Here is a 26418-nt window from a genome sequence, read left to right on the forward strand (position 1 = left end):
TATAATTATTTTTTACCCAAATTAAATCGTCCATAACATAAGCTATTACTTTAAGATTCATTTAATAGTTTCTGTACAAATGTTACAAAGTAATCTGGTACTTTTTCTAAAATACGTTCATCGGGATCGTATTTTGGATGATGTAAATCATACTCACTATTCGAGCCAATAAAGACAAATACACTTGGGTACTTATTGGCAAAACCAGAAAAATCTTCACCAATGGTTAATGGCTGTTCCATTATATTCACTTTATAACCCACTTGCTTAGCAATGTTGATTGCATCATCTGTTAATTTTTCGTCATTGATAACCGCACCTGGTAAACGGATATATTCTGTTTCAATTTCAACATCAAATACTTCTGCTAGTCCATTACCAATTTCTCTCAACCTTTTTTCAATGAATGTACGAATACGTTCATCAAAACTTCTCACTGTACCTTGTACATAAGCTTGATCTGCAATAACATTCCATGTGTTACCACAAGAGACTTCTCCTATCGTTACCACAGCATTATCAAAAGCAGATAAATTTCTGCTGACGATAGATTGAACGCTATTGATTAATTGACCTAACACCACGACTGGATCATTGCCTTGTTCAGGTTTTGCTGCATGCGCACCTTTACCTTTAATTTTAAATTCAAAACGATCTACAGAAGATGTCACAGCACCTGATTTCACTGCAAATGAACCTATATCCATAGTAGGATAATTATGATAACCTAGCACTGCTTTTGTACCATCAATGGCACTTGACTCAGCTAATTTAACAGCACCATAGCCTAGCTCTTCGGCAGGTTGAAAAATAAAACGTACTCTCCCTTTTAATTGACCTTCAATTTCTTTTAATCTTGTAGCTACTGCTAAAATACTGGCCATATGGATATCATGCCCACAAGCATGCATAATGCCTTCATTAGTTGATGTGAATTCATGTACAACTTCTTCATTGATTGGTAATGCATCAATATCTGATCTAACAGCAACAAATGAATCTCCTTGTCCTACTTCTGCAATCAAACCAGTTTCCAAAGGTATATCTAAAATTTTAATTTCATAACTCTCTAAAATACGTCTTAATCGTTTCGTTGTTTCATATTCATCATCCGACAATTCAGGAAACTGATGAAATGTACGTCTCCACTTTACATAATCTTCATATTGTGGCATTACATGTCACGTCCTTTCTAAATTTATAAAACGTTTTAAAAAATAATATAGTATTGTTACAATCACTACTCCGAGCGCTAAATTATTAGAAATTAGGATAAGCACCATCGTTAGTATTACGATGAAAGCGTTTATTAATGGCGCTTGGCGTATAAAAGGTATTGTGCGTCGATCAAATGTGTTCAGTGAAATGGTAATGAGTACAGTAGCTAAAACAGCCATTGGAATATGTCCTATAATTTCACCAAAAACAAATAAACTTACCAGTAAAAAACTACCGGTAACAAACGTCGAAATTCTAGAATTCGCACCCATTGTCACATTAAAACGTGATTGCCCAACAAGCGCACTTCCACCATAACCACCAAATAACCCTACTACAAAATTGGCTATACCTTGACCTATCGACTCACGATTTTTATCACTTGTTGTAGCGGTTACTTCATCCATCATACTTGCTGTTAAAGTCGTTTGAACAATTGCAACAATAGCCATCATCAACCCATATAACAACGCAGTTAAGAAGAAATTAACATTTAATATTTCAGTAGGAATACTTGGATAAGGTAGTTTAATATGTATTGAAGATAGATCATGCACATATTTAATATCAGGCTTTAATATCCACGAAAATATAGTCAATATTATGATTGATATTAACGGTGCAGGGATAATTTTGATATATCGATTGCCCAACCAAATAATTAAAAATGATACGATTGCAACAATATACGTTGTCATAGAAATCCCCAAGATATGCTTTAGCTGAGATGTGAATAATAGTATTCCTAAAGCATTCATAAATCCAATTACTACACCTGCTGGTATCAATTCTAACCATTTATTAATTTGAAAATATCCCAATATAACTTGAATAATCCCCATAAATAATGTAGCTAATATGACTGCTTGCATCCCATGACTTGCTGCTAAAGGTGTTACGACTAATGATACACCACTACTTGGTGCTGAAACCATCAAGGTTCTATTTCCAGTCAAGCTGAGTACGAGCATCATCAAACCAGTACTTAACATACCGATTGTTGGGGTCACGCCTGCTATAAATGAAAAAGCAATTGCTCCAGGCAACAATGCAAGTGCAAGTAATATACCTGTAAGCATATTCTGTACTATGTCGCCTTTCCATTGATCAATATATCCAGCGTTACTCACACTATACTTCACCCCCAACCCCTTTAATTACTATACTATCATAATTGTCAAAATATTTTATTAACTTGCCTTTTATGTACTCTTAGATTTTACGTTTAGGAAGTAGGTATATTACATAAATATATAAAATGAAAATAGAGCAAGGAACAAATCAATATTGTTGATTTCATTCCTCACTCTATCTAGTGTCAAAAGTCTTAATGATTCATTTTAATTACAGTTTCACTTTTAAAGTTTTACGCGATTATCAAATAGTACCTTGCCATCTTTAATCACTCTTTCTGCGTGATTAATACCATAATGATAAGGAATATATTCATGGTTCGGTGCATCCCAAATTACAATATTTGCTTTATCACCCTTATTGATGGTACCTGCATCAACATTAATCGCTTTAGCTGCATTCACTGTCACTGCATTCCAAATTTCATTTGGGGATAATTTTAATTTTAATGCTGCAATAGACATCACTAATTGTAAATTATTAGTCACACAACTACCTGGATTGAAGTCAGTAGCTATGGCAATAGCACCGTCGTTATCTAACATACCTCTCGCATCTGCATATGATTCCTTATCAAGGTAAAAAGTTGTACCTGGCAGTAATACCGCAACCGTATCACTATCTTTCAATTTTTGTTTGCCTTTTTCACTAGATGCTACTAAATGATCTGCAGAGATGGCATTTTCATCAATTGCAAGTTCTAAACCACCTAATGGATCAATTTCATCCGCATGAATTTTAACATCAAAGCCTTGTTTTTTAGCCGCTTCCATATAAGCTTTAGATTCATCTACAGTGAACACACCTGTTTCACAGAAAATATCAGCAAAGTCAGCATACGGTTTTACTTCTGGCAATAAATCTATCATTTCTTGTAAGAAAGCTTGGTTAGACTTCGCATCCTTTGGTACAGCATGTGGCCCAAGGAATGTATGTTTCATGTCTAAATTATATTTTTTTGCTAATCGATTCGAAACGCGCAATTGTTTAAGTTCATTTTCTTTATCTAATCCATAACCACTCTTACTTTCAACTGCTAAGACACCGTGTTGTAACATGGTTAATAGGTTTTTTTCCGCTTTTTCAAAAAGTTCGTCTTCTGTCGCTTGACGTGTAGCTTCTACAGTAGATAATATGCCGCCACCTTGTTCAAGTATTTCTAAATAAGAGACACCTTGACGTTTGAGTGACATCTCATGTTCACGTGAACCACCATGCACGAGATGCGTATGTGCTTCTACTAATGCAGGTGAAACGACTTTTCCTGAGGCATCTATTGTCTCATTTGCTTCATAAGCCTCAGAATGTTCACCAGCATAAACAATCTTGCCATCTTGCACAACTACTGTTCCATTTTCAATAATGCTTAAATCATCTAATTCTTTGCCTTTTAAAGGACGATTGGTAGCCTTCGGTAAAATTAGTTGTTTAATGTTTTGAATAATTAAGTCGTTCATTTTTTATCTCCTTTTCCCGTAATCATTGGAATGTGAATACCTTTTTCATTTGCTACATTAATCGCTGATTCATAACCTGCATCAGCATGTCTTACTACTCCCATACCCGGATCTGTAGTTAGTACTCGTCCTAACCGTTTGTCTGCCCTTTCTGAACCATCAGCAACAACTACCATGCCGGCATGTAATGAATAACCCATACCAACACCTCCACCATGATGGAATGAAATCCAAGATCCACCTGCTGCAGTATTGATTAACGCATTTAATATTGCCCAGTCTCCTACTGCATCTGAGCCATCCTTCATGCCTTCAGTCTCACGATTAGGACTAGCTACTGAACCTGAATCTAAATGATCTCTACCAATTACAATTGGTGCTGAAATTTCACCTTCACGTACAAGTCTATTTAATGCCAATCCCATTTTTGCACGTTCTCCATAACCTAACCATGCAATTCTTGAAGGTAATCCTTGAAATGCAATTTTCTCTTGTGCTAAATCTAGCCAACGGATAAGTTTTTCATTTTCAGGAAATAGCTTTCTCATTTCTTCATCTGCACGCTCAATGTCTTTAGGATCTCCGCTTAATGCTGCAAATCTAAATGGCCCCTTACCTTCACAGAATAATGGTCTGATATATGCTGGCACGAACCCAGGAAAATCAAAAGCATTTTTTAAGCCGTCATTATATGCGACTTGTCTTATATTATTGCCATAATCAAAAGCGACTGCACCTTGTTTTTGAAATTCTAACATCAACGAGACATGTTTATGCATTGATGCTTGAGATTCTTTTACGTATTGTTTTGGGTCTTTATTGCGTAGTGCACTTGCTTCTTGTAATGAATACCCTTGTGGCACATATCCATTTAAAGGATCGTGTGCACTCGTTTGATCCGTAATAATATCAATTCTAAATCCTTTATCTAAAATTGCTTGATGTACATCGACCGCATTACCAACCAATCCAATAGATAATGGTTTGCCCTGTTTGCGTGCGTCTTCCGCTAAAGTTAATGCTTCATCTAAATCTCGTGTCTTTACGTCACAATAACGTGTATCAATACGCTTATCAATGCGGGTTTCATCTACGTCAACTCCAATGACAACACCGCCATTCATTGTAACTGCTAATGGTTGTGCACCACCCATACCGCCAAGACCAGCAGTTAGTGTAATCGTCCCATTTAATTTGCCATTAAAATGCTGATTAGCGAGTTCACCAAATGTCTCATATGTACCTTGAACGATGCCTTGTGAACCTATGTAAATCCAACTACCCGCAGTCATTTGTCCGTACATCATTAATCCTTTTTGATCTAATTCATTAAAATGATCCCAGTTTGCCCATTCAGGTACTAATACAGAATTAGAAAGTAATACACGTGGTGCTTCTTCATGTGTTTTAAATACAGCAACTGGTTTACCTGATTGGACTAACATCGTTTCATCAGCTTCTAATGAACGCAATGTGGATTCAATCGCTTCAAATGCTTCCCAGTTTCGAGCTGCTTTACCTATGCCACCATAGACAACCAAATCTTCAGGTCTTTCTGCAACTTCAGGATCTAAATTATTATATAGCATTCGTAATACTGCTTCTTGTTCCCAACCTTTACATTCAATCTCTAAACCTTTTTTTGCTTTGATTTTTTTCATGAAAAATCTCTCCTTCATCGATTTTAATTCAACCTTTGTTTTGATATTTAAAATATCCATAATGCAAATGGAATTGTAATCAGTAGTGTTAGTACTACTCTTTCAAACCAAATAAGCACAAGTTTTCCTACTGAAATTTTAATTTCTGTAGATAATATGACTGGAACAACGCTTGAAAAAAAGATAATCGCTGAAACACTCATTACTGCTACTGTAAATCTTGTTGCTAAATCTGCTGATTGTGCAATTGCAGCTGGTAATAACATTTCAACAATTGAAATCGTTGAAGCCTGTGCTAATACCCCCACATTTTCTACTGGAAAAATGCTAATGAATGGATAAAAGATGTAAGAAATATATTCGATAACTGGTGTAAATTCTGCGATTACTAACCCTAGAAAACCTATTGACATGATAGAAGGTAAAATAGCTATAGTCATTACGACACCATCTCTTAAATTTTCAAATACATGCTCCATCAATGACTTTGACTGTTTCACAGCTAATTTTGCTTCTAACCAAGATTCTTTTAATAATGGCATATTTCTACGAATCTCTTTTTTATATGGCTGGTCTTTATATGTCGTATGCTTTTCAAATCTGATAGGTGGGAGTTGTACGGTAATAGCAGTAACAATAAATGTCACTACGAGTGTAAACCAAAAATATAAATTCCAATGCTGAATAATTCCTAATGTATTAGCTACAATAATCATAAACGTAGCGGAAACCGTAGAAAATCCTGTTGCTACAACTACTGCTTCTTTATGTGTGTAACTACCACTCTTGTAGACTTTGTTTGTTATCAGTAAGCCTATTGAATAACTACCAACAAATGATGCTACTGCATCGACCGCTGATTTTCCTGGCGTCTTAAATATTGGTCGCATTATCGGACGACAAATCACACCGATAAACTCTAACAAGCCGAAACCTACTAAAAATGATAAAAATATCGCTCCTATAGGAATTAAAACACTTAATGGTATTGCTAGCTTTTCGTATAAAAATGGTCCGATACTTTCTTTTAAAACAAAAGCAGGCCCTATATTGAAAACAACCATGAAAGCAATGAATACCCCTACCACTTTAAATAAACTAAAGATTATGTTTGTTTTCGATTCATTCCACCGTTGATTGAGAAATGGATGAATTGCACCTATAATAATTAAAATCAATACATAATATGGTAAGACAGGTTTCACGATTAGTGTGATCCATTGCACAATATGATCAATCATAATTGTTGATTGACCATGTATAGTCACAGGAACAAAGAAAAATATAATGCCAATCAAGCTATAAATAAAAAATCTCCACATGTACTTCACGCCCCTAACATGAAAGTACGACTCCCTCTATATCTAAAAGTATAATATGTTATTATATAGACTACCAATATCAATAAACTAATTATTAATAGTTTTAAACTATAAATACACGAATCATTTAGGAGTGACATTCATTTGAAAATTGTTCAACTAGAATATTTTATTGCCGTCGTTAAATATAATAGTTTTACAAAGGCTGCAAATTTTTTACATATAAGCCAACCGTCTTTAACGAATACAATTAAAAGAATAGAAGCAGATTTAGGTTATGATTTATTTTTAAGAACTACAAAGGATATTAAAATTACAGAAAAAGGTATCCATTTTTATAACTATGCCGTTCAACTCGTGCAAAGTTATCATCAAACGCTGGAAAAAATGTATGATTTAAAAATGGGGCATGCACCTAAAATAAAATTTTCTATTCTTGAATCGTCAAATCAATGGATCTCACAAGTAGTTGCTATGCATCAAAAGGAATATGCAGATCAAACATATCATGCTTCAGAAGTACATGATCAGAGCACCATATTAGAGCGACTTTTAAATTTTGAAAATCATCTAGGCCTAACAAATGAGCAGATTGTCCATGACGATATACACTCTGTCCCACTATATAAAGAATCTTATGTACTCATAACGCCTAAAAATACATTTCCGAATAGCAAAAAAGTTTCTATTAAATCTTTACCACTAATTTTACCTACAAAAGGTTCACAAGTACGCAAGCATTTAGATGACTATTTTAACCGTCTAAATATTCATCCAAATATTATTATTGAAGCCGACCGCTTTGAAGCTTCAACTAATTTCGTTCATCGAGGATTAGGTTATGCAGTCATACCACGTGTCTATTACCAATCTTTTAATGCACGAGATTTAGATGCAATTGAAATTAAGCCAACACTCAGTCGTACGATTTACATCAATTACTTAAAAAAAAGAAAGCACCCTGAACGAGTACTTTCCTTTATAGATTTATGTCTTTATTATTGGAATATTAAAGAATAAAATGATGTAAAAAATTAGCTGAGAGCTTTGCTGTACGATTATCGACATCATATTTAGGGTTGGTTTCAGCAATGCTAATCGTTGAGACTTTTTCATTTGGGATAATACGTTTGGCAAGTTCAAATACAATATGCGGAAATAGGCCTAATACTGCATTAGCACTTACACCTGGTGCGTATGCGCTATCGATAACATCCATACATATTGTGAACATAATAACGTCATGGTTGTGTATAAAACGTTCTACCTTATCTTTTACAGGAGGAGATATTTGATGTAATAATTCCTCGGCATAAACAAAGCCGATATCTTTTTCGTTTGCATAATCAAATAGGCCTTGTGTATTACCACCTTGTTGTATGCCTAATACTAAATAGTCTGCTTGATTATCTTGATCTAAAATCTGCCTAAAGCTCGTTCCAGAAGTAGACTGTGCTTCTGCTCTGGTATCAAAATGCGCATCAATATTAATAATACCTAAAGAAGCATCAGGATAAACTTCTCTTATACCTAAATACTGAGCATAAGCGATATCATGTCCGCCTCCCAATAAAAAGGTCTGTTTATGTCTTTGGATTGAGGTTGCAACATATTGTGCGAATTCTTTTTGGGTATCTTCTAAGTGATTGTGATCATGTTCTACATTACCATAATCATATATCTTGCAGTCACTCAACACAGGTAGATTGGCAAATGCTTTCTTAATTGCGTCGGGACCTTCTTTTGCACCTAATCTTCCTTTGTTCAATTCAACACCCTTGTCTACTGCGTAACCTAATAACCCCACACCTTGGCGTTTCTCACGATAGTCATCTTTGATATTCCTAAAATTTACAGTTTGAAAATGTCTAAATTGAGATGAATCTGTTTCACTATCGACTCTACCTGTCCATAAATCGCGCTGTGCTAATTTATACATAATTCTCCTCCTTTTAAAACAATATCCTCATATAAAAGTATACGCTTACATTGAATTCAATTCAATTTATGCTTTTATTTACCCAATATTCAGCTGCTTAATTTTTCAAATTACAATTAATTATTTCATTTAGATGTTAGTTTTGGCATTACTATTACATTTCAATGATAAATATCTAAATTTAATTTATTTCTGATTAATAAATATGTATAATTAGTGATAAATGATTTTCTGAACCCTATTGGAGGTTACATAATGAATAAACAACGTATATCAGGTTTTCAATGGGCAATAATGATTTTTATTTTCTTTATTATTGCTTATGCAGCTCCTATTATACTAAAAGATTTACAAAGTACTATTTCACTTAAAACTTTTGTCTTTGACTTAAGTGCTATAGCACCATTTATTGCTGCGCTTATTTGTATTATTGTTTTTAGTAATCGCAAGGCGCAGTTATCTGGTTTAAAACTAACAATAGATTTAAAAGTGATTGAACGAATTCTACTTGCATTTATATTACCTTTAGTTATTTTCTTAATCGCTATGGTAAGCTTCAACATCTTTGCAGATAGTTTTGTATTATTACAAGCAGAAGATTTATCAGTTTCTATAACTGCAATTATACTCGGACAGCTAGTGATGGCATTCTTAATAGAGTTCGGTTTCCGTTCTTATTTGCAAAACATTATAGAAACGAAAATGAATACATTTTTTGCATCAATTATTGTTGGTATATTATATTCTATTTGGAATATAAACATGGCATTTAGTCTTGAATATACTTTATATGGTTTATTATATACATTTGCATTCTCTATGATTATAGGTGAATTGATTCGTGCTACAAAAGGACGCACGATTTATATCGCAACGATATTCCATGCAGCAATGTCATTTGGTCTTGTTTTCTTATTTAATGAAGAGCTTGGCAGTGTTTTCGCAATGAAAGTAATTGCACTATCTACATCAGCTGTAGCAGTCGTTTACATTTTATTAAGTATTATTATTCGTGCGATACTTTATTTCTTTACGAAGCGTAGTTTAGATGAAGTCGATAGCAATAATTATTTAGACCACGTAAATGAATATTCAGAAGCACCTCAAGAAAAAGACAGCAGTGAAACATCCGATGATGTAACAACAAAAGCACAAGTTCATACAGAAGACGATGAGCACAGTGAATCTACTACTTCTCAAACTGAAGAGGCAACAGACAAACATGTAAATTCAGATGATGCTGACTCAAAAACATCAACTGAACTTATGGATGATACTGACACTCAAAATAATCACCAACCAACAAATCATGATGACAGTCGAAACAATATTATAGATGAAAACACACCACAAACACCGGAGAATAACGACGTTCAAGGAGAACATGAACATGTTGAAACACAGGTAAACGGTGCTGTTGAAAATTCTACTGAGAGAGCACAAACAGAAGCAACATCAACAGAACATGATAATGATCAAAATATTTCTGAGCCAAACACACCACAAAATAAAAAACGACAACGCTCACCTTTTAAACTTAAAAACAAACATGATCATCGTCGCTAATTAACAAAAAGCAGGTTATACTAACCGTATATTCAGATACCATGACTAAACCTCATGATTATCTTAATTTATACAGTTAGTTAACCTGCTTTTATTATATTTTAATATACCAAATTATTATTTATTTAAAATTTTAACACCTTTTTGTGTACCTATAATGACTTGATCTGTAACATCGATAAAATATCCAGTTTCTAAGACACCTACTAAATGAATTAAAAATTCATGCATAGCATAAGGATCGATAGATGAATTCAATGTAACATCAAGAATATAATTTCCATTATCAGTGATAAATGGGACATCATCCACCATCCGACGTACCACTTGCAAATTATCGTAAGCTGCAATTTTTTTAGAAACTAATAACCAATTAAATTTATCTACTTCTACAGGTAAATTAAACGTTTCACCTAAATATGATACACACTTAGATTCATCGACTAAAACAATAAATTTTTCCGCCATGGCATCAATCACTTTTTCTCTAAATAATGCGCCACCGCCACCTTTAATTAAATTCAAATTGTTGTCCACTTCGTCTGCACCATCAATTGCAACGTCTATTTTCTCAATATCATTGACATCCACTACTCGAATACCTAATTCTTTGGCGATATAAGCGGTTTTATTAGAAGTGCATACACCTGTAATATCAATCTGTTCATGGTTCAATTTCTCAGCTAATTTTGGGACAAGCAACTCTATTGTTGAACCAGAACCAATTCCAACTACCATACCGTCGCTGATTTGGCTTAACGCGTCATTAAATGTACTAATTTTCAACTGTTTCGTATCCATAATGCGTCCCCTTTACATAACTTACTCTCACCTTTATTGTACATGAGATTGAAAAAAATACATAGCTAAAAAATATGTATAAATTTTAAATTAATATATCTTCTTGCATAATCAAATATGTGCTTTACAATAATAATACATAACCAACAAGGGGGATTGTCATGATTTATGATTTAAAAGCGATTGCTACAGGAAAAATAGAAGATTTACCTTATAGTTCTAAAAGACCGATGCGTTCAGCACTTAACAAACAGCCTTTCACCGGTAGAATGTGGCTTTCAAAAACAGGTTTTTCTGAAGATGAGCAAGAATACAAAGGACATGGCGGTCCCAATAAAGCTGTGTGTTTATATAGTGAAAAAAATTATAATTTATGGAAAGATGATGTCTCGGTTTTACCAGAGTTTGCAATGTTTGGCGAAAATTTAACTGTCAAAGATTTGGATGAAAAAGACTTACATTTTGGTGATCAATTTCAATTAGGTGAAGCGATTATCGAAGTTTCAGAGATTAGAGAACCTTGTTGGAAAATACAAGAAAAGTATAAAATTCCTAACCTTATTAAACGTATGTCCAGTTCATGTAAAACTGGTTGTTACCTTAGAGTCGTTAAAGAAGGTTTCGTTAGCGACTCATCTCATCTTCAGCTCATAAAATACGGAGAGCAAGATTCCCTTTTATCTGTATTTGAACTCAATGATATTTATTACAATGATAATAAAAATGTTGCGCGCTTAGTCTATGCCTTAAAAAATCCTTATTTAACTGAAGAAAGACGACGCAAATTAGAAAAGTATCTAAAACGCGCTCAAAAATAAACCTCACAATATGCTAAAATACCATATTCCAATGCGTAATAAAAAAAAACAGATACCTGTACAACAAGCATCTGTAAATATTATACACTTATTAAACTCAGGTTAAGTAACTGACAAAATATGATATTCATACAGATTCACTAACCTGAGTATTTCTTTTAAACTATCTTCTATAGCACGATATTATAAAACGTCGGTTGCTTATTCACAAGTATCACTTGATTATTTTGCATTACTTTAAATCACTTCAATGTACTTGATTCAACCACAGTAATATTATTCTGCTTCCCCACCTGTTTTTTCAGCAATTTTATATGAAGTCTTAGAATAAAAAGGTTGATTCGCTTCTAATATTGATGGCGCATTTTCTCCATACAAATTAATATCATTGGGGATGCATTGCGTTTCTAATGTAAATCCTGAATGTGCTTTATAAATATTAAAGTCACTTTCCCATTCCGTAGTATCATTAAAAGTAAAAATCACGACATTAGGCATATCTGTCTCAACAGACAGTTGAAAATGCTTATTTTCAACTGTCATACCTTGCTCTCCAATTTGAAACGGATGATCCAGACCACCATATCTTTTCATTTGTGCTTGAATATCATGGTGTTCACTATTAAAAATATCTTTAAATTGAATTTGACTACGCTCAAACACACTTTCTAAATTTAATGGTTCTTGTTTTGTTACAAAATGATTATTGTCTAATAAGTGCATTTTTAATACTGAACTTGAGATGCTATGATTATCGATGACGTTATTGTCTCTGTTCAAATTAAAGTATACATGATTCATAGGATTAAAAATTGTTTTTTCGGTAGCTACAGCTTTATACTCAATTGTCCATTTGTGGTCAACATCATAAGTATGTATCACCTCTAAATTGATATTTCCTGGGAAATGATCATCTGACTGCTGAATTGTGGTAGAAAATACAATTTTCACTTGGCCTACTTGCTCAAATATTTCATAATCGAAATAACATTTATCTATACCTTTAAAGCCACCGTGAATATTATTTTCACCATCGTTTGTATCTAATCGGTACGTTGTACCATCTAAATGAAACTCAGCATTTGCTATACGTCCGCCATAACGACCTACAGTAGCACCAAAATAAAAAGGGTTTTGTTGATAGAATTCATCCGCTTCTACCACATTACCTAATACAATATTGTTATCATCATATTTCCATGACACGATACGGGCGCCATAGTTCGTGAAAACAATCTTAGTTGCTTCATTGTCTATTTTAATTAAGTCAATACCATTACTTTGTCTTTCTACTTTTGCAAACATCATCAATTACTCCCTTTCGAACCAAACATATTATTATTCACTTTAACTTTCAGCTTTATCTTGAATAAAACTTCAATCACAACTGTAACGAACATCATTCTTGCTTTATTAAACAAGATACAATATTCTCATCAGTTTAATAATGCATTATTTTTAAAGTGAATTGCACAGCATTTTAAATTAGCTTAGATAAATATGCGCTCAATATGTCCCCATTTACTGAGCAAAATACTTCATTCACTAATATTTAAAATTTTAAAACAGTTTACTACTTCCCTAGGTAGTTATCTTACTTTCCTATAGTGTAACAACTTAACCAAATCATTATCTATACTAATTATTAATTCTATCAAATATTATTTAAAATTGTGATGTTTTTTCTAGTTTTTTATAGATATGATTTATTTAGCATATTTAATGCACTTGCAAATCACGCTTCCAAGTATTTTTTATAAAAAAGTAGGGATGAAACCATTATGTTGTTTTAGTTTCACTCCCCTTCTCATATATTTTAATACACTACAAAAAGTTATTGGTTTATCTATAACTTATCTTAATGATTGTTAACACACTTTAATTTTTACTGAAGACACGTTTCATAGACTTTAACAAGCCTTTATCAAAACTTAATATTGTATCTTTATAACTTCTTACTGCAATATAAAGCAAGATAAATATTGTTAATATTGATAAACTCATACTTACTACAATTTCCCAAGTAGCTACGTCAGGTGTTGATGCACGTAAAAACATGATAAAGGGAGATAATAAAGGAATAAAACTTGCAACTTTTATGAGTGTCGTGTCAGGATTTATAACACCAAACATTGCCATATATAATGCAATGATACTAATCAAAGTCATCGGCATAAGTGATTGGTTAATATCTTCGATTCGTGCAGTAATCGAACCCAATATAGCGGCCAATATAATATAAGAAAGTATACCTAAAATAAGAGAAAGTATACCTACGATAATTAATTGTACTGTTAGATCATTAGGCTCAACATCAAATCCTTTAAGCATATCTCCAATATCAAATAGCAACACACTTATGATGCCTACAATAATGAAAATACTAATTTGTGTTAATGCCACAGCGATGACGCCACACAATTTTGCAAGTATGTGTGTTACTGGAGATATGCTTGTGATAATCATTTCAATGACACGTGAGGTCTTCTCAGTTGCAATTTCCATTGCCACTTGATTGGCATAATTTATGATTATGAAAAACATGAGCATAATGCCTGCATAAACGATAATCGTATTAAATGCTTTTTGTGACTCACTTAAATTTGTCTCGTTCGCACTATCTGAAAGCACTTGTGAGCTTACTTCACTTTGGGATTGCAATTGTTTTAGCTCATCTTCAGATAGATTTAAACTAGATGCCACAAGTTTGGTTTGAACGGCTGACAAAGTAGTTTGTAATTTTTGTTCATCTGTTTTTGACACGGTATCTTTACTTAAAATTTTACCAGTCAGTTTGTGATTATCATGCAAATCAATGACATACGCTTTATCTAACTTTTCATTTTTTACTTGTTGATGTGCTTGTGATTTAGTCACTTTTTTAAATTTCGCATCACTATCAAGGTGATTACTTTGTGCTTTAATCACTTTATATACTTGGTCCTGATTAACTACAATACCAATCTTATCAGGGCCATTATCAAATAGATCGACGATTTTATTAATATTAGCGGCTGCCAACATTAATACAACTACAATCGCAGTGAAAATCATAAATGATTTTGTTTTTACTTTACTTTTATACGTAAGTGAAAAAGTAGCCCAAAATTTATCCATTTGCATCACCTACTTTATCTATAAAAATCTCATTTAACGTTGGTTCTATAACTTGAAACCTTTTGACAAAACCATACTGAACTACAATATTATATATTTCTTCAGCAATCACTTCGTCTTCTATCAACGCTCTTATTTCCCTTTTATTACGTTCAACCTGGATAACACCAGTAATATCATCTATTTCTGACATCACATGATTTGTTTCAATTATAACGCTTTTATTGCCATGATTTGCTTTCACCTCATCAATTGGCCCAGAAACAACAAGTTCACCTTTATTCAAAATGCAAACATCATCACATAGTTCTTCTACATGTTCCATTCTATGAGAACTATAAATAATCGTCGTTCCTGCATCATTTAAATCTTTTACGGCTGATTTTAATAATTCAACATTAACTGGATCTAAACCACTAAAAGGTTCATCCAAGATTAATAATTCTGGATTATGTAACATACTTGCTAAGAGTTGAATTTTTTGCTGATTTCCTTTAGATAACGCTTCTATTTTCTTTTCTCTATTTTCTTCAATATCAAAACGATTTAACCAATAATCAATAGATTTGCTTATCTCTTTTGATTTCATCCCTTTTAATGTAGCTAGATATCTCAATTCATCTTCTACTTTCATTTTCGGATGTAACCCTCGTTCTTCAGGCAAATATCCTATTTTATCATATATTGATTGGTCAATTGCTTTATCTTTATATAAAATTTGCCCTTCTGTAATCGGCGTCAAACCAAGTATCATTCTAAAAGTTGTCGTCTTTCCTGCACCATTACGTCCTAAAAATCCTAGCATCTTTCCTGATTCTAAAGTTATCGATATGTCATTAACTGCTGTAAAATCCTTATATTTTTTTGTAACATTTGCTATTTTTAAGGACATGATAAGATTTCCCTCCCTTAAAGTCGAATGAATATATATTGATAATAACATTTCGCACCTTAAATATACATTTCAAATTGTATTTTAGCTTTTCAAGCTATTTATATGATGATTCATATCAACTCTAACTTCCATTATTATCTAAAAACGTTGTTATCTTTACAATGATTTTAGCAAGCACTATTATTAGATTAAATAAGTAATCAGAACTTATTAAAATGATTATTGGGAGGCAATGCCGCATGAGTTACAGTATTGGGATCGATTTTGGTACAGCATCTGGTCGTGTATTTCTCGTAGATACCTCCAATGGTGAGATTATTTCTAGCTACATAGAAGCATATCCTCATGGTACAATTTCAGGTTCATTGAACGGCCATGATTTACCGCATAATTATTTTTTACAAAACGCTGAAGATTACACAAATATATTAGAAAAAGGTGTTCAACACGTTTTATCAGAAAGTAAAATTGATCCATCAAATGTAATTGGTATGGGAATCGATTTCACAAGTTGTACGATTGTCTTTTTAGATGAACATTTCAAACCATTACATACACATGAATCATTAAAAGATGAACCACATGCTTATGTTAAGCTTTGGAAACACCATGGTGCTCATGAAGAAGCGACATTTATGAAAAAAATAAATGACACATATAACGCAAATTGGTTAGACTTTTATGGTCATAGTGTTAATAGTGAATGGATGATTCCAAAAATATTAGAGGTTAAACACAAAGCGCCAGAAATTTTAGCGCAAAGTGCATATATTATGGAGGCTGGAGATTATATTGTTAGTTTATTAACCAATCGCAATATTCGTTCAAATTGTGGCATAGGGTTCAAAGGTTTTTACAACGAAAAAGATGGCTTTAATTATTCGTTTTTTGAAGCAGTAGATAAAGACTTACCTTCAATTGTAAAAAATAAATGTGAGGCACCGGTGATAAATATTGGCGAAAGTGCAGGGGCTTTAACTACTTATTATCAAAAATTATGGGGGCTATCAGATAAAGTTCAAATTTCTCCTTATATTATAGATGCGCATTCAGGAGTACTCGGCGTTGGTGCAATCGAACAGGGTGAATTCACACCTGTTATAGGTACTAGCACTTGTCATCTCATGCTCGATGCTAAGCAAGTTGCAATTCCTGCGATTACAGGATCAGTCAAAGATGCAATTATCCCAGGTTTATATGCTTATGAAGCTGGTCAAGCTGCAGTTGGTGATTTATTTAGTTATTCAGCTAGTCAGGCCCCAGCGTCCATAGTAAAACAAGCTGAAAAAGAAGGTATTACTATATTAGAACACTTAGAAAATTTAGCTTCTGAGATACCAATTCATCAACAGCACGTAACCGTTTTAGATTGGCATAATGGGAATCGTAGTATATTAAGCAACAGTAACCTTACTGGTAGTATCTTTGGCTTAACGTTACAAACACCATTCGAAATGATTCATCGTGCTTATATTGAAGCAACGGCTTTTGGAACTAAGTTAATTATGCAACAATTTGAAGATAACCAAATACCGGTTAATACTGTTTATGCTGCTGGTGGTATACCAATTAAAAGCGAATTACTCGTAGATATATATACTAATGTCTTAAATAAAGAAGTCGTCGTTATGGATTCTTCCAATGCTACAGCATTAGGTGCAGCAATGTTAGGTGCAAATGTAGGTGGTGCTTATCAAACACTTGAAGAAACAGTACATCATATGAAACAACCTGTTTATTACCGTTTACAGCCTGATCCAAAAAAGGTAAAACAATATGAAGTACTTTTTCAACGCTACAAAGCTTTGCATGACGTATTAGGAAAACATTATCCAAATTTATCATATATTAATAATTAAACTTTATAAAAACCCAATTATGACAAAAAACAGTCTAACAGTTTGACTTGTCATAATTGGGTTTATTTTAACTATTGCTCTCTATACATGTCATCAATTTTAGTATATTGGTTTGCATATTTATGGCTTGGACCATATTTATTTGTTTTTCGTTCACTATCCAAGCAACTAACGACTAGCGCATAAATACCAAAACCTATATAGAATGCGTATATCAATACGATGAAAATCACACTTGCCATATGATTGAAATCTGAATCTAGTATAGCTATTACTGTAAATATGATATATGAAAACACTGAAATACCTAAATAAATAAGTGGTAGTAACATCGATCTACCTGTATCATGAAATCTTCTAATAAATATCGCCCAATTAGGTATTAAAGTAGCTAATCCGTACACAGCTATATATATCACACTGATAATAAGAAAAATTACGCTTATTATAATGGCCGTTTCAGATTGAGAAGCAGCAGCGCTAATTAATGCAATCAAACCAATGAAATATACAACAAACGCTGGTACTAGAAAAATCATATGCCATAAAACCATATACCAATATTCACTTCTGCGTGCACGGCCTTTGAAGTTAAAATAATTTTTCCAAAATAGTTTTAATGCTTCTCCAAATCCAATTTTTCTTTCCAAATTGCTCCCCCGTTTCAAGTACATTTGATATAATGTTCATTTAACTTTAATATAGTCATTGATACTTTAACTTATGAGTTTTTAATTTTTAGTAAACTTATAAGGTTATTCTATCAAAATTCCCACATGCTTGTAACACAATTTTACAATTTAATAAAAAATTTTTAAAAACATTTAATTTCGAAAACTATTATATGGAGGATTAATAAATGGATTTTTTACAACGTGATACAATCACTATCGCCAAAGATTTATTAGGTGTACGTGTCATTTTCGAAGATGATTTACATACATTTACTGGGTACATCGTTGAAACAGAAGCCTATGTTGGTGAAAAGGATCAAGCCGCTCACGGATTTAATGGCAAACGCACACCCAAAGTTGAATCATTATATAAACTTGGTGGCACTATTTATGCACATGTGATGCATACGCATTTACTCATCAACTTCGTAACACAATTAGAAGGTGTACCTGAAGGTGTCCTGATACGTGCTGTTGAACCAGAAGAGAATATTGAGGCTATGCGTTCAAATAGAAACAAAGATGGCTTTGAATTAACAAATGGCCCAGGAAAATGGACTAAAGCTTTTAATATACCGAGGCATTTGGATGGTTCACGATTAAATGAAGGCAATCTAAAAATAGATACTAAAAATCGTAAACATCCTAAACACATTGAGGAAACACCGAGAATTGGTATTCCTAATAAAGGTGAATGGACACATAAACCACTTCGCTTTATTGTTAAAGGCAATCCCTACGTTTCAAGAATTTCAAAACGTACTACCATACCACCACAAGATACATGGCGATAATAAAAGGGAAACAGAGATTAAAATTTAATATAATCTCTGCTTCCCTAAAATATTATTAAATTATAAACGCTCACTTTGAATGCCTAGTCTGCGATATTTCATTTTCACTTTCTAATAATCAATCTAATTAAAGCAAAAATTATTTAGAAAGATTTTTGTCTTTATCAAGTAAACCAAATTGTATCGTAATAACCGTACAAATGACAAATATCACAGGATAAAATGTGTATTGTAAAACTTCTATATAAGAAACATCTCCATATTGTTCAACCATTAACATACCACTATCATGGGGCAGTAGCATTAAGGCACAACATGCGAATATATCTAATAAGCTTGCCATACGTTTAGGCGGAACCTTATATTCATCTCCAATTTCTTTAGCGATAGGCGCAGAAATTAAAATTGCTAACGTATTATGTGATAAAGCAGCAGAAAGCACACCGGACATTAAACTAATCACATATTCTGCACTTTTTCGGCCTTTTGCTTTTTCTTTCATTGTTTTAATAATCCAATCAACACCGCCATAATAGCGAATTAACGCCACAAGTCCAGAAACTAAAAACGCCACAAGAAAAATAAGGAACATGCTTTCCATACCTTCACCAATAGCTTTTGTAAACTGGAATATGCCCAAATTGCCTTGAAGCAAACCAATGACACCTGCCATTATGATACCGATGATCAACACTAAAATCACATCTAAACCTACGATTGCTGCTATAAGTACAAATAAATACGGCAGTATATTTATAAAATTAAAACTTAAGTCACCTTCCACTTTACCTGTTCCACCCACAATTGCATATATAACTGCAGTAATAAGTGCAGCAGGTAGCGCAATCAACACATTCATCTTAAATTTATCTTTCATCTTAGCACCGACACCATTTGTAGCTGCAATCGTTGTATCTGAAATAATGGATAGGTTATCACCAAAATATGCACCTGCAATAACAGCGGCACCTGCTGATGCGACACTTAAATCAGCAGCTTGAGCTACAGCAACACCTACTAGAATAAAAGCAGCTTGCGCCCCCGTAGAAGTACCCAACGTTAGCGCAGCAAAACCACTCATAATGAATATACCAGGTATGAGTAGACTTGGCGGGATAACAGTAAGCCCCATATTCACCATCGCTGACTTACCGCCCATTTCCGATGTAACCGTAGAAAAAGCGCCTGCTAATAAGAGTATCAAGCCTAGATTAACAATACCTGAATTGCCTGCATGCGCTGTAAATATTTCTACCTTTTTAGAAAACTTCGTTTTTCTATCATAGCATGTCCAAGCAATAACGATGCCGATAAAAATAGCAACATGTCTTGGTAATTGATCAAACGCATCTTCTTTACCCATTATAGTAAAAGTGATGCCTACACCAATATATAACCCTAAAAATATGATTAATGGTAGAAGTGCTAAAACACCATATTGCTTATCACTTCTATTCAATTCCTGCATAACACTCCTCCTGATAAACCTAGTAATTTTATATGGCTTATAGTATATCAAAAAATGAGTAAACACAGAAATTTAAAATCTCGTCACGTCTCATGCTAAAAATAAAATGTGAGCATTAGTCAAAGCCAAATTGACTTATGCTCACACTCTGTTACTTAATAATTAATATTTCAAATTTAGTTGATTTCAGCATTACCTGTATCTGTTTTAATATGAATGAGATTTGATCCATTTCCTACTTGTTTGTTTTTAAACAAGTGATTGTTAATATCCAACTCTCCAACGTCACTATCAAATTCTATACGTGTATTGTTAGGCTGTTTATCCGTGTAATCCATTGCTATATCGCCCACATCCGTTTTCACTTTAATCGGCTTATCAGCTGGCATATCTTTGATATCAATTGATCCAGTATCAGCTTCGAACTCACCAGAATTAAATTGAGTCGTTGCCATATACATATCTGCAACATCAACTTCAGCAATTAAACGGTCAAATTTTGCATGACTAATATTCAATTTTCCAACATCTGCGTATAACTTAGCATAATCTGCTTTTATTTGATCAATCATAATCGAACCAGATTCAGTATTAACATTTAAATGGCTTAATGGTTTAGGTAATGTGATAATGACATCATTATTTTTAAAGTCCATAAATGTAATATCGACATTGCTGTCTAATGGTTTATCTTTCACATATAACGTACCGTTTTTTATAGTAGTATCCATATTTATTTTGTCGTTAGAACCTCGTGATTCAACTTTGAGTTGATCACCTTTTTTAAGTTTTAAATTACTATTGTTCAAATCTACATTGAGTTTTTTCACTTTATTTTCATCATATGCTTTATGATAATTCTCTGTGACTTCTTTCGACTTTTTACTTTCTACTTGAAATTGGTTTATCACGCCAATGCCACAAACAATCGTTACAATTAATCCTATTACAAAAAGACTAATCAATGTTTTCTTCATGAAATCCCACTCTTTTTCACAACACTTATATTCCACTTGAGATACTTCACACAAATTAAATAAAATGCTTTAGAAATTAAATACGTAATCACAAATAACATTAATCCCATTCCAAACAGTGCACCTACTGCATATACATCAAAAAGTAATACATTTTCAAATCCACTTAAAAATCCTTTCACTAATAACAATATTGGACTTAAAACGAATGAAATTGTCGTTACAATTAATGAAACAACGATGCTCAAAACGAAAATAAATGGTACTAAAATTACAAAGAAATTTAATATACTTAAACCCATCACTGCAAAAATGGCATTCCCAACGTCGCCAAATTTTTTACTGTCAGCAGCTTTTTCTACAGCAGCTGTCGCATTCATTTCTTTAGCTAAAGTTCTAGGATCACCTAGTTCTTTTGAAATTTGTGCTTCTGTTTTACCTTCCTTTAATCCACTATAAAAATGTGTTTCGTACTCATTTAAAATATCTTGTCGTTCTGCATCAGAATCATGTTTCAAATGTCTATGCAATTGTTTTAAAAATTCATTTTTAGTCATTCCATTCACTCTCCTTTATAAATACTTCTACAATATTCGAAAATGATCGCCATTCATGTAATAAGTCAACTAACCTGTCATTACCTTGGTCAGTCACTTTATAATATTTTCTTGCTGGACCCTCTGAAGAAGGTTGATAATACGTCGTGAGTTCACCATTTTTCACTAATCTTCGTAGCAATGGGTACACTGTTCCTTCTGCAATACTCATATGTCTCGAAATATTTTGAACGAGCGAGTAACCGTATTGGTCATTTCTTTTGATAATGAGCAGCACAATAAGCTCTAACGCACCCTTTTTAAATTGACTATTCATATGTTACCTCCTATGTAAATCCAGTACTATACATTACACAGTAGCTGTCGAAAAGAATATAACACAGACTACTATACATTGCAAGGTACTATGTTATATATAAGCAATGTATTCATTCTTCTAACATCTATTTTTGCGTATTAGACAAGAGAATGATTATCTGAAAATTACAAATAAAACAATCTCTATTTATTCTATTTAATATATAATTCCAAACTAGATTTATACTATTTAAATATGTATAATAAATAGCATGGAGTTTTGTAAGCACTTTCTTTATTGTCATTTTGCACATGACTCCATCTATATAACCAGACACATAGGATAGTTTCATTTGAAATTTAAGGGGGATTGAAAATGCTAGAGCTAGATGCAATTACTACTTTAGCAATCGCAAGTTTGTTATACCTTTTAGGTATATATATTGTTAACCATATTTCAATATTAAGAAGGCTTTGTATTCCTGCACCTGTTATCGGTGGTTTAATCTTCTCGATTTTAGTTGCAATATTACAATCTACAAATATCATAACAATCAAACTGGATTCTGAATTTATACAAAACTTCTTTATGCTTGCGTTCTTTACAACAATTGGATTAGGCGCTTCATTAAAGTTATTACGTTTGGGTGGGAAAGTACTTATTTTATATTTTATATTTTGTGGTTTTCTTGCAGTCTTCCAAAACCTTATTAGTATTTCATTAGCAAAAGTATTAAACATACCACCATTATTAGGCTTGACAGCAGGTTCTATGTCTATGGAAGGTGGTCATGGTAATGCTGCCGCCTATGGCCAAACCATACGCGATATGGGCTTTGATTCTGCATTAACCGCAGCTTTAGCAGCAGCAACATTAGGTCTTGTAGCTGGTGGTTTAGTAGGTGGCCCAGTAGTAAAATTTTTAATCACTAAATATAACTTAAAACCAGAACACGCAGAAGAAACTACGACAGACTATGGTAACGTAAAATCTAATGAATATTTACATAATCGCATGAACTCTACAACCATCTTTTTCTTACAATTTACGATTGTAACCATTTGTATGGCTATTGGCTCATATTTAGGAAATACATTCTCTGATTTAACAGGTATTAACATTCCTATATATGTTGGTGCAATGTTTGTTGCGGTAATTATTCGAAATATTTCTGAATATAATAATTTAAATCTTATTGATATGAAATTCGTGGATAAAATTAGCGACATATCACTAAGTCTATTCTTATCTATTGCTTTGATGAGTATACAACTTACAGAAATATATCAATTAGCTTTACCTTTAATTATTATCGTTTTAATACAAGTCGTGTTTATCGTGCTATTCTCTATATTTATCGTGTTCCGCGGTTTAGGAAAAAATTACGATGCTGCTGTAATGATTGGTGGCTTTATTGGTCATGGTCTTGGTGCAACCCCAAATGCTATGGCAAACCTAGATGTAATTACCAAGAAATTCGGAGCTTCACCAAAATCATATCTTGTCGTACCAATTGTGGGCGCATTTTTAATTGATTTGCTTGGTGTCCCAATCGTTACTACATTTATCAATCTATTCTAATGATATCATTTGATTTTTAACATAAGAAAACCTGAGACATAATGTCTCAGGTTTTTTCTATAATCATTTCATTTACGAAAATCAACACAGTAGTTAATGACCTAACCTACAAAAATGATTTCTTTATGAGATATTAATTAGAAATATCAATATTTCGCTGATCTATCCAAGATTGTAATTTAGGACCAAAGATCATTTTCGAACCTTTTAAATCATTTATTGTAGGTGCATTTAGCATCGTCATAATTTTTTTCATATGTTCAGTGAATTGTTCTGTATAGTTTAGTGTTTCTGTAATACCATATTGTTCAACTTGATTTAAAAATGGTCGCGACATACCAACTGCACTCGCGCCAAGCGCTAAACATTTCACAGCATCTAAAGGAGAGCGCACACCACCACTAGCAAGTATATCCATATCTTTTTGATAAGCAGTACTTTCTAATAATGATTCCACAGTCGTTTGTCCCCACATACTTAAATAGTCCATGTCCTTATATGCACGTCTTTCATTTTCAATATTTACAAAGTTCGTACCACCACGTCCACTCACATCTACATACCTAATACCAATTTCATATAAGTTTTTGATTGTTTCTTTACTCATACCAAACCCTACTTCTTTGACAATTACTGGAACATTTACCCGTTCCACAATTTGCGCAAGATTGTCCATCCATGTAGAAAAGGTTCTATTACCTTCAGGCATGACTAATTCTTGTGGTGCATTCACATGTACTTGTAATGCTTGAGCATCTAGCAATTTTACTGATTCGACAGCTTTATCAACAGGTACATCGGCACCCACGTTACTAAATATAATCCCCTCTGGGTTTGTGTCACGCACGACTGTAAAAGATGATGCCATATTAGTATTACGTAACGCTGCATGTGTAGAACCAACTGCCATTGCAATACCGTTTTCTCGAGCCACAATTGCCAATTTTTCATTAATTTGTTTCGTCCATTCACTGCCACCAGTCATCGCATTAATATAAAGTGGTTGACTAAGTGTAAAATCTTTAAGCGAATGCTCAAGATTAACATCACTTACATCTATACTCGGAATAGAATCATGTACAAATCTAATTTCATCAAAATCTGAGATTGTAGCATCCGTTTGTGCCATTGCAATCTCAACGTGCTCATTTTTTCTTTGTTCTCTTTTTAAATCGCTCATTATTTACTCCAATCCTCAATAGTTATTTTACTCAAGTCAGTTTAAAACTGTATTATTAATATAATACTATGTTATTAAAACCATTTTTCTTTTTTAAAATAAATCACACAACCTATACTAATACATAGCATAAGTGCTAAAACAAAATAATAACCATATTGCCATTTTAATTCTGGCATATTTATAAAATTCATACCATAAATACCTGTAATTAATGTCAATGGTAAAAAAACAACCGAGACCAAGGTAAGGACTTGCATAATCCGATTCATTTTATATGAAGCATATGATGTCAAATTATCTTTTATTTCATTTGTCATTTCTTGGCATATTTTCAAAATATTTTGTTGTTTAATCATATGATCATCAATATGTTGAAGATAAAGTTTATCCTTGTCATCTAATAATAATTGATTACTTTCTTTTAATTGATTAACTAATTCTGTCATTGGATAAATCACACGCTTTAATTTAATTAGCTCAGAACGTATTTTAAATACATTATCCATCGCAAATTTCATAGAACCATTCATATTTTCACTGTCTTCGAAGTCATACACCTTATCTTCGATGGCATAAACGAATTCAAAATAACGATCTACTAAACAATCTAACACCAAGATAAACATATATGTTGGGAGAATATTACGTATTGTTTGCGTTTTGAAAGTAGTTTCTATCTTCTTTAAAATATCAAATGGCTGATGATGGTATGTAATAAGCAAACGATCTTTTATAAAAATATTTAATGCTTTTGCACTAAAATTCTCGGAAGCTACATCATGAACAACTATATACTGATATGTGTCATATGCTTTGTATTTAGCTCTCGGTGTCCCGTTCACTGTATCATCAATTTCAAGTTTATTAAAGTTAAAACGTGTTTTTAAAAATGTATTTTCAGCCTCGGTTGGTTGGTTAAAATCACACCATATAAACTGCGCTGTTTCAGGAATGTCTTCTAAACAATTAACGCTTGCTAATGTATTTTCAGAAGATAAGTATCTAATTGTTATAGCCATAGGTCACCCCTATAATCAATTTTCTTTATTTTATCATGAAATACTATTTGTGTATGTTATATACAATTTTTAGTAAACTT

23 protein-coding genes are annotated in these 26418 nt (G+C 32.8%); 6 read left to right on the forward strand and 17 right to left on the reverse strand.

Annotation, left to right across the window (positions count from 1 at the left end):
* Positions 1-50 precede the first annotated feature (50 nt).
* The 5 genes from KA926_RS04700 to KA926_RS04720 all read right to left on the reverse strand — a co-directional run bounded on the left by KA926_RS04700 (position 51) and on the right by KA926_RS04720 (position 6792).
* The gene (locus KA926_RS04700; RefSeq protein ID WP_210143687.1) at positions 51-1175 is read right to left on the reverse strand and encodes an amidohydrolase; all 1125 of its coding nucleotides are present in this window, start codon (positions 1173-1175) and stop codon (positions 51-53) included.
* Between the two features lie 6 nt (positions 1176-1181).
* The gene (locus KA926_RS04705; RefSeq protein WP_348634177.1) at positions 1182-2348 is read right to left on the reverse strand and encodes a SulP family inorganic anion transporter; all 1167 of its coding nucleotides are present in this window, start codon (positions 2346-2348) and stop codon (positions 1182-1184) included.
* 228 nt (positions 2349-2576) lie between these two features.
* Positions 2577-3809, reverse strand: coding sequence for an imidazolonepropionase (gene hutI / locus KA926_RS04710; protein ID WP_210143688.1), 1233 nt, complete (start codon positions 3807-3809; stop codon positions 2577-2579).
* The gene (gene hutU / locus KA926_RS04715) at positions 3806-5470 is read right to left on the reverse strand and encodes a urocanate hydratase (RefSeq protein WP_210143689.1); all 1665 of its coding nucleotides are present in this window, start codon (positions 5468-5470) and stop codon (positions 3806-3808) included. The genes hutI and hutU overlap by 4 nt, the downstream gene beginning before the upstream one ends.
* Before the next feature lie 47 nt (positions 5471-5517).
* Positions 5518-6792 carry a YjiH family protein gene (locus KA926_RS04720; RefSeq protein WP_107504901.1) on the reverse strand — a complete coding sequence of 425 codons (1275 nt, stop codon included), beginning with the start codon at positions 6790-6792 and terminating at the stop codon, positions 5518-5520.
* Positions 6793-6936: 144 nt separating this feature from the next.
* Between KA926_RS04720 and KA926_RS04725 the strand changes: the two genes are divergently transcribed.
* Positions 6937-7812, forward strand: coding sequence for a LysR family transcriptional regulator (locus tag KA926_RS04725; protein WP_210143690.1), 876 nt, complete (start codon positions 6937-6939; stop codon positions 7810-7812).
* Here the strand turns inward: KA926_RS04725 and hutG are convergent.
* Positions 7802-8731 carry a formimidoylglutamase gene (hutG, locus tag KA926_RS04730; protein ID WP_210143691.1) on the reverse strand — a complete coding sequence of 310 codons (930 nt, stop codon included), beginning with the start codon at positions 8729-8731 and terminating at the stop codon, positions 7802-7804. The genes KA926_RS04725 and hutG overlap by 11 nt on opposite strands.
* A 255-nt stretch (positions 8732-8986) precedes the next feature.
* On the opposite strand from hutG, the gene sdpC reads away from it, so the two are divergent.
* Positions 8987-10297, forward strand: coding sequence for a peptidoglycan release complex CPBP-like subunit SdpC (gene sdpC / locus KA926_RS04735; protein WP_210143692.1), 1311 nt, complete (start codon positions 8987-8989; stop codon positions 10295-10297).
* A gap of 117 nt (positions 10298-10414) precedes the next feature.
* On the opposite strand, the gene KA926_RS04740 is transcribed toward sdpC, so the two are convergent.
* Positions 10415-11101, reverse strand: coding sequence for a ribose 5-phosphate isomerase A (locus tag KA926_RS04740; protein ID WP_210144067.1), 687 nt, complete (start codon positions 11099-11101; stop codon positions 10415-10417).
* Between the two features lie 158 nt (positions 11102-11259).
* On the opposite strand from KA926_RS04740, the gene KA926_RS04745 reads away from it, so the two are divergent.
* Positions 11260-11916 (forward strand): MOSC domain-containing protein, encoded by a 657-nt coding sequence (locus tag KA926_RS04745; protein WP_210143693.1) that lies wholly within the window; start codon positions 11260-11262, stop codon positions 11914-11916.
* A gap of 276 nt (positions 11917-12192) precedes the next feature.
* Here KA926_RS04745 and KA926_RS04750 read toward each other — a convergent pair whose 3' ends face one another.
* The 3 genes from KA926_RS04750 to KA926_RS04760 all read right to left on the reverse strand — a co-directional run bounded on the left by KA926_RS04750 (position 12193) and on the right by KA926_RS04760 (position 15925).
* Positions 12193-13221 carry an aldose epimerase family protein gene (locus tag KA926_RS04750; RefSeq protein WP_210143694.1) on the reverse strand — a complete coding sequence of 343 codons (1029 nt, stop codon included), beginning with the start codon at positions 13219-13221 and terminating at the stop codon, positions 12193-12195.
* Positions 13222-13794: 573 nt separating this feature from the next.
* Positions 13795-15033, reverse strand: a complete 1239-nt coding sequence (locus KA926_RS04755) for an ABC transporter permease (RefSeq protein ID WP_210143695.1) — start codon at positions 15031-15033, stop codon at positions 13795-13797.
* Positions 15026-15925, reverse strand: coding sequence for an ABC transporter ATP-binding protein (locus tag KA926_RS04760; RefSeq protein ID WP_210143696.1), 900 nt, complete (start codon positions 15923-15925; stop codon positions 15026-15028). Before KA926_RS04760 ends, KA926_RS04755 begins: the two co-directional genes overlap by 8 nt.
* A 242-nt stretch (positions 15926-16167) precedes the next feature.
* On the opposite strand from KA926_RS04760, the gene KA926_RS04765 reads away from it, so the two are divergent.
* Positions 16168-17787: a ribulokinase gene (locus KA926_RS04765; RefSeq protein ID WP_107505084.1), complete on the forward strand. Its 1620-nt coding sequence runs from the start codon at positions 16168-16170 to the stop codon at positions 17785-17787.
* A gap of 71 nt (positions 17788-17858) precedes the next feature.
* On the opposite strand, the gene KA926_RS04770 is transcribed toward KA926_RS04765, so the two are convergent.
* Entirely contained in the window at positions 17859-18437 is a 579-nt protein-coding gene (locus KA926_RS04770) for a DUF805 domain-containing protein (RefSeq protein WP_210143697.1), read from the reverse strand.
* Between the two features lie 209 nt (positions 18438-18646).
* On the opposite strand from KA926_RS04770, the gene KA926_RS04775 reads away from it, so the two are divergent.
* Positions 18647-19255: a DNA-3-methyladenine glycosylase gene (locus tag KA926_RS04775; protein WP_210143698.1), complete on the forward strand. Its 609-nt coding sequence runs from the start codon at positions 18647-18649 to the stop codon at positions 19253-19255.
* Between the two features lie 139 nt (positions 19256-19394).
* On the opposite strand, the gene KA926_RS04780 is transcribed toward KA926_RS04775, so the two are convergent.
* The 4 genes from KA926_RS04780 to KA926_RS04795 form a co-directional block, all read right to left on the reverse strand.
* A complete protein-coding gene (locus tag KA926_RS04780) occupies positions 19395-20723 on the reverse strand; it encodes a Na+/H+ antiporter NhaC family protein (protein WP_210143699.1) in 1329 nt (442 codons plus the stop codon).
* Between the two features lie 176 nt (positions 20724-20899).
* The gene (locus KA926_RS04785) at positions 20900-21700 is read right to left on the reverse strand and encodes a DUF4097 family beta strand repeat-containing protein (RefSeq protein WP_210143700.1); all 801 of its coding nucleotides are present in this window, start codon (positions 21698-21700) and stop codon (positions 20900-20902) included.
* The gene (locus KA926_RS04790) at positions 21697-22257 is read right to left on the reverse strand and encodes an HAAS signaling domain-containing protein (RefSeq protein ID WP_210143701.1); all 561 of its coding nucleotides are present in this window, start codon (positions 22255-22257) and stop codon (positions 21697-21699) included. The genes KA926_RS04785 and KA926_RS04790 overlap by 4 nt, the downstream gene beginning before the upstream one ends.
* Complete coding sequence (locus KA926_RS04795) at positions 22250-22573, reverse strand: PadR family transcriptional regulator (protein WP_210143702.1); 324 nt, start codon at positions 22571-22573, stop codon at positions 22250-22252. The genes KA926_RS04790 and KA926_RS04795 overlap by 8 nt, the downstream gene beginning before the upstream one ends.
* Positions 22574-22930: 357 nt before the next feature.
* On the opposite strand from KA926_RS04795, the gene gltS reads away from it, so the two are divergent.
* Positions 22931-24136, forward strand: a complete 1206-nt coding sequence (gltS, locus tag KA926_RS04800; RefSeq protein WP_210143703.1) for a sodium/glutamate symporter — start codon at positions 22931-22933, stop codon at positions 24134-24136.
* Between the two features lie 133 nt (positions 24137-24269).
* On the opposite strand, the gene fni is transcribed toward gltS, so the two are convergent.
* Both fni and corA read right to left on the reverse strand, forming a co-directional pair.
* Positions 24270-25316, reverse strand: a complete 1047-nt coding sequence (gene fni / locus KA926_RS04805; RefSeq protein ID WP_210143704.1) for a type 2 isopentenyl-diphosphate Delta-isomerase — start codon at positions 25314-25316, stop codon at positions 24270-24272.
* 74 nt (positions 25317-25390) lie between these two features.
* Entirely contained in the window at positions 25391-26338 is a 948-nt protein-coding gene (corA, locus tag KA926_RS04810; RefSeq protein ID WP_210143705.1) for a magnesium/cobalt transporter CorA, read from the reverse strand.
* Positions 26339-26418 lie beyond the last annotated feature (80 nt).

Source organism: Staphylococcus sp. GDY8P94P, from assembly GCF_017892255.1.
Lineage (GTDB): Bacteria > Bacillota > Bacilli > Staphylococcales > Staphylococcaceae > Staphylococcus > Staphylococcus cohnii.

Coding starts and splice junctions, on each gene's coding strand:
- corA (WP_210143705.1), bottom strand. CDS start 26,338: ATGGCTATAACAATTAGATACTTATCTTCTGAAAATACATTAGCAAGC.
- KA926_RS04795 (WP_210143702.1), bottom strand. CDS start 22,573: ATGAATAGTCAATTTAAAAAGGGTGCGTTAGAGCTTATTGTGCTGCTC.
- hutG (WP_210143691.1), bottom strand. CDS start 8,731: ATGTATAAATTAGCACAGCGCGATTTATGGACAGGTAGAGTCGATAGT.
- KA926_RS04760 (WP_210143696.1), bottom strand. CDS start 15,925: ATGTCCTTAAAAATAGCAAATGTTACAAAAAAATATAAGGATTTTACA.
- KA926_RS04765 (WP_107505084.1), top strand. CDS start 16,168: ATGAGTTACAGTATTGGGATCGATTTTGGTACAGCATCTGGTCGTGTA.
- KA926_RS04775 (WP_210143698.1), top strand. CDS start 18,647: ATGGATTTTTTACAACGTGATACAATCACTATCGCCAAAGATTTATTA.
- KA926_RS04720 (WP_107504901.1), bottom strand. CDS start 6,792: ATGTGGAGATTTTTTATTTATAGCTTGATTGGCATTATATTTTTCTTT.
- hutI (WP_210143688.1), bottom strand. CDS start 3,809: ATGAACGACTTAATTATTCAAAACATTAAACAACTAATTTTACCGAAG.
- KA926_RS04750 (WP_210143694.1), bottom strand. CDS start 13,221: ATGTTTGCAAAAGTAGAAAGACAAAGTAATGGTATTGACTTAATTAAA.
- KA926_RS04700 (WP_210143687.1), bottom strand. CDS start 1,175: ATGCCACAATATGAAGATTATGTAAAGTGGAGACGTACATTTCATCAG.
- KA926_RS04745 (WP_210143693.1), top strand. CDS start 11,260: ATGATTTATGATTTAAAAGCGATTGCTACAGGAAAAATAGAAGATTTA.
- sdpC (WP_210143692.1), top strand. CDS start 8,987: ATGAATAAACAACGTATATCAGGTTTTCAATGGGCAATAATGATTTTT.
- KA926_RS04790 (WP_210143701.1), bottom strand. CDS start 22,257: ATGACTAAAAATGAATTTTTAAAACAATTGCATAGACATTTGAAACAT.
- hutU (WP_210143689.1), bottom strand. CDS start 5,470: ATGAAAAAAATCAAAGCAAAAAAAGGTTTAGAGATTGAATGTAAAGGT.
- KA926_RS04755 (WP_210143695.1), bottom strand. CDS start 15,033: ATGGATAAATTTTGGGCTACTTTTTCACTTACGTATAAAAGTAAAGTA.
- KA926_RS04785 (WP_210143700.1), bottom strand. CDS start 21,700: ATGAAGAAAACATTGATTAGTCTTTTTGTAATAGGATTAATTGTAACG.
- fni (WP_210143704.1), bottom strand. CDS start 25,316: ATGAGCGATTTAAAAAGAGAACAAAGAAAAAATGAGCACGTTGAGATT.
- gltS (WP_210143703.1), top strand. CDS start 22,931: ATGCTAGAGCTAGATGCAATTACTACTTTAGCAATCGCAAGTTTGTTA.
- KA926_RS04780 (WP_210143699.1), bottom strand. CDS start 20,723: ATGCAGGAATTGAATAGAAGTGATAAGCAATATGGTGTTTTAGCACTT.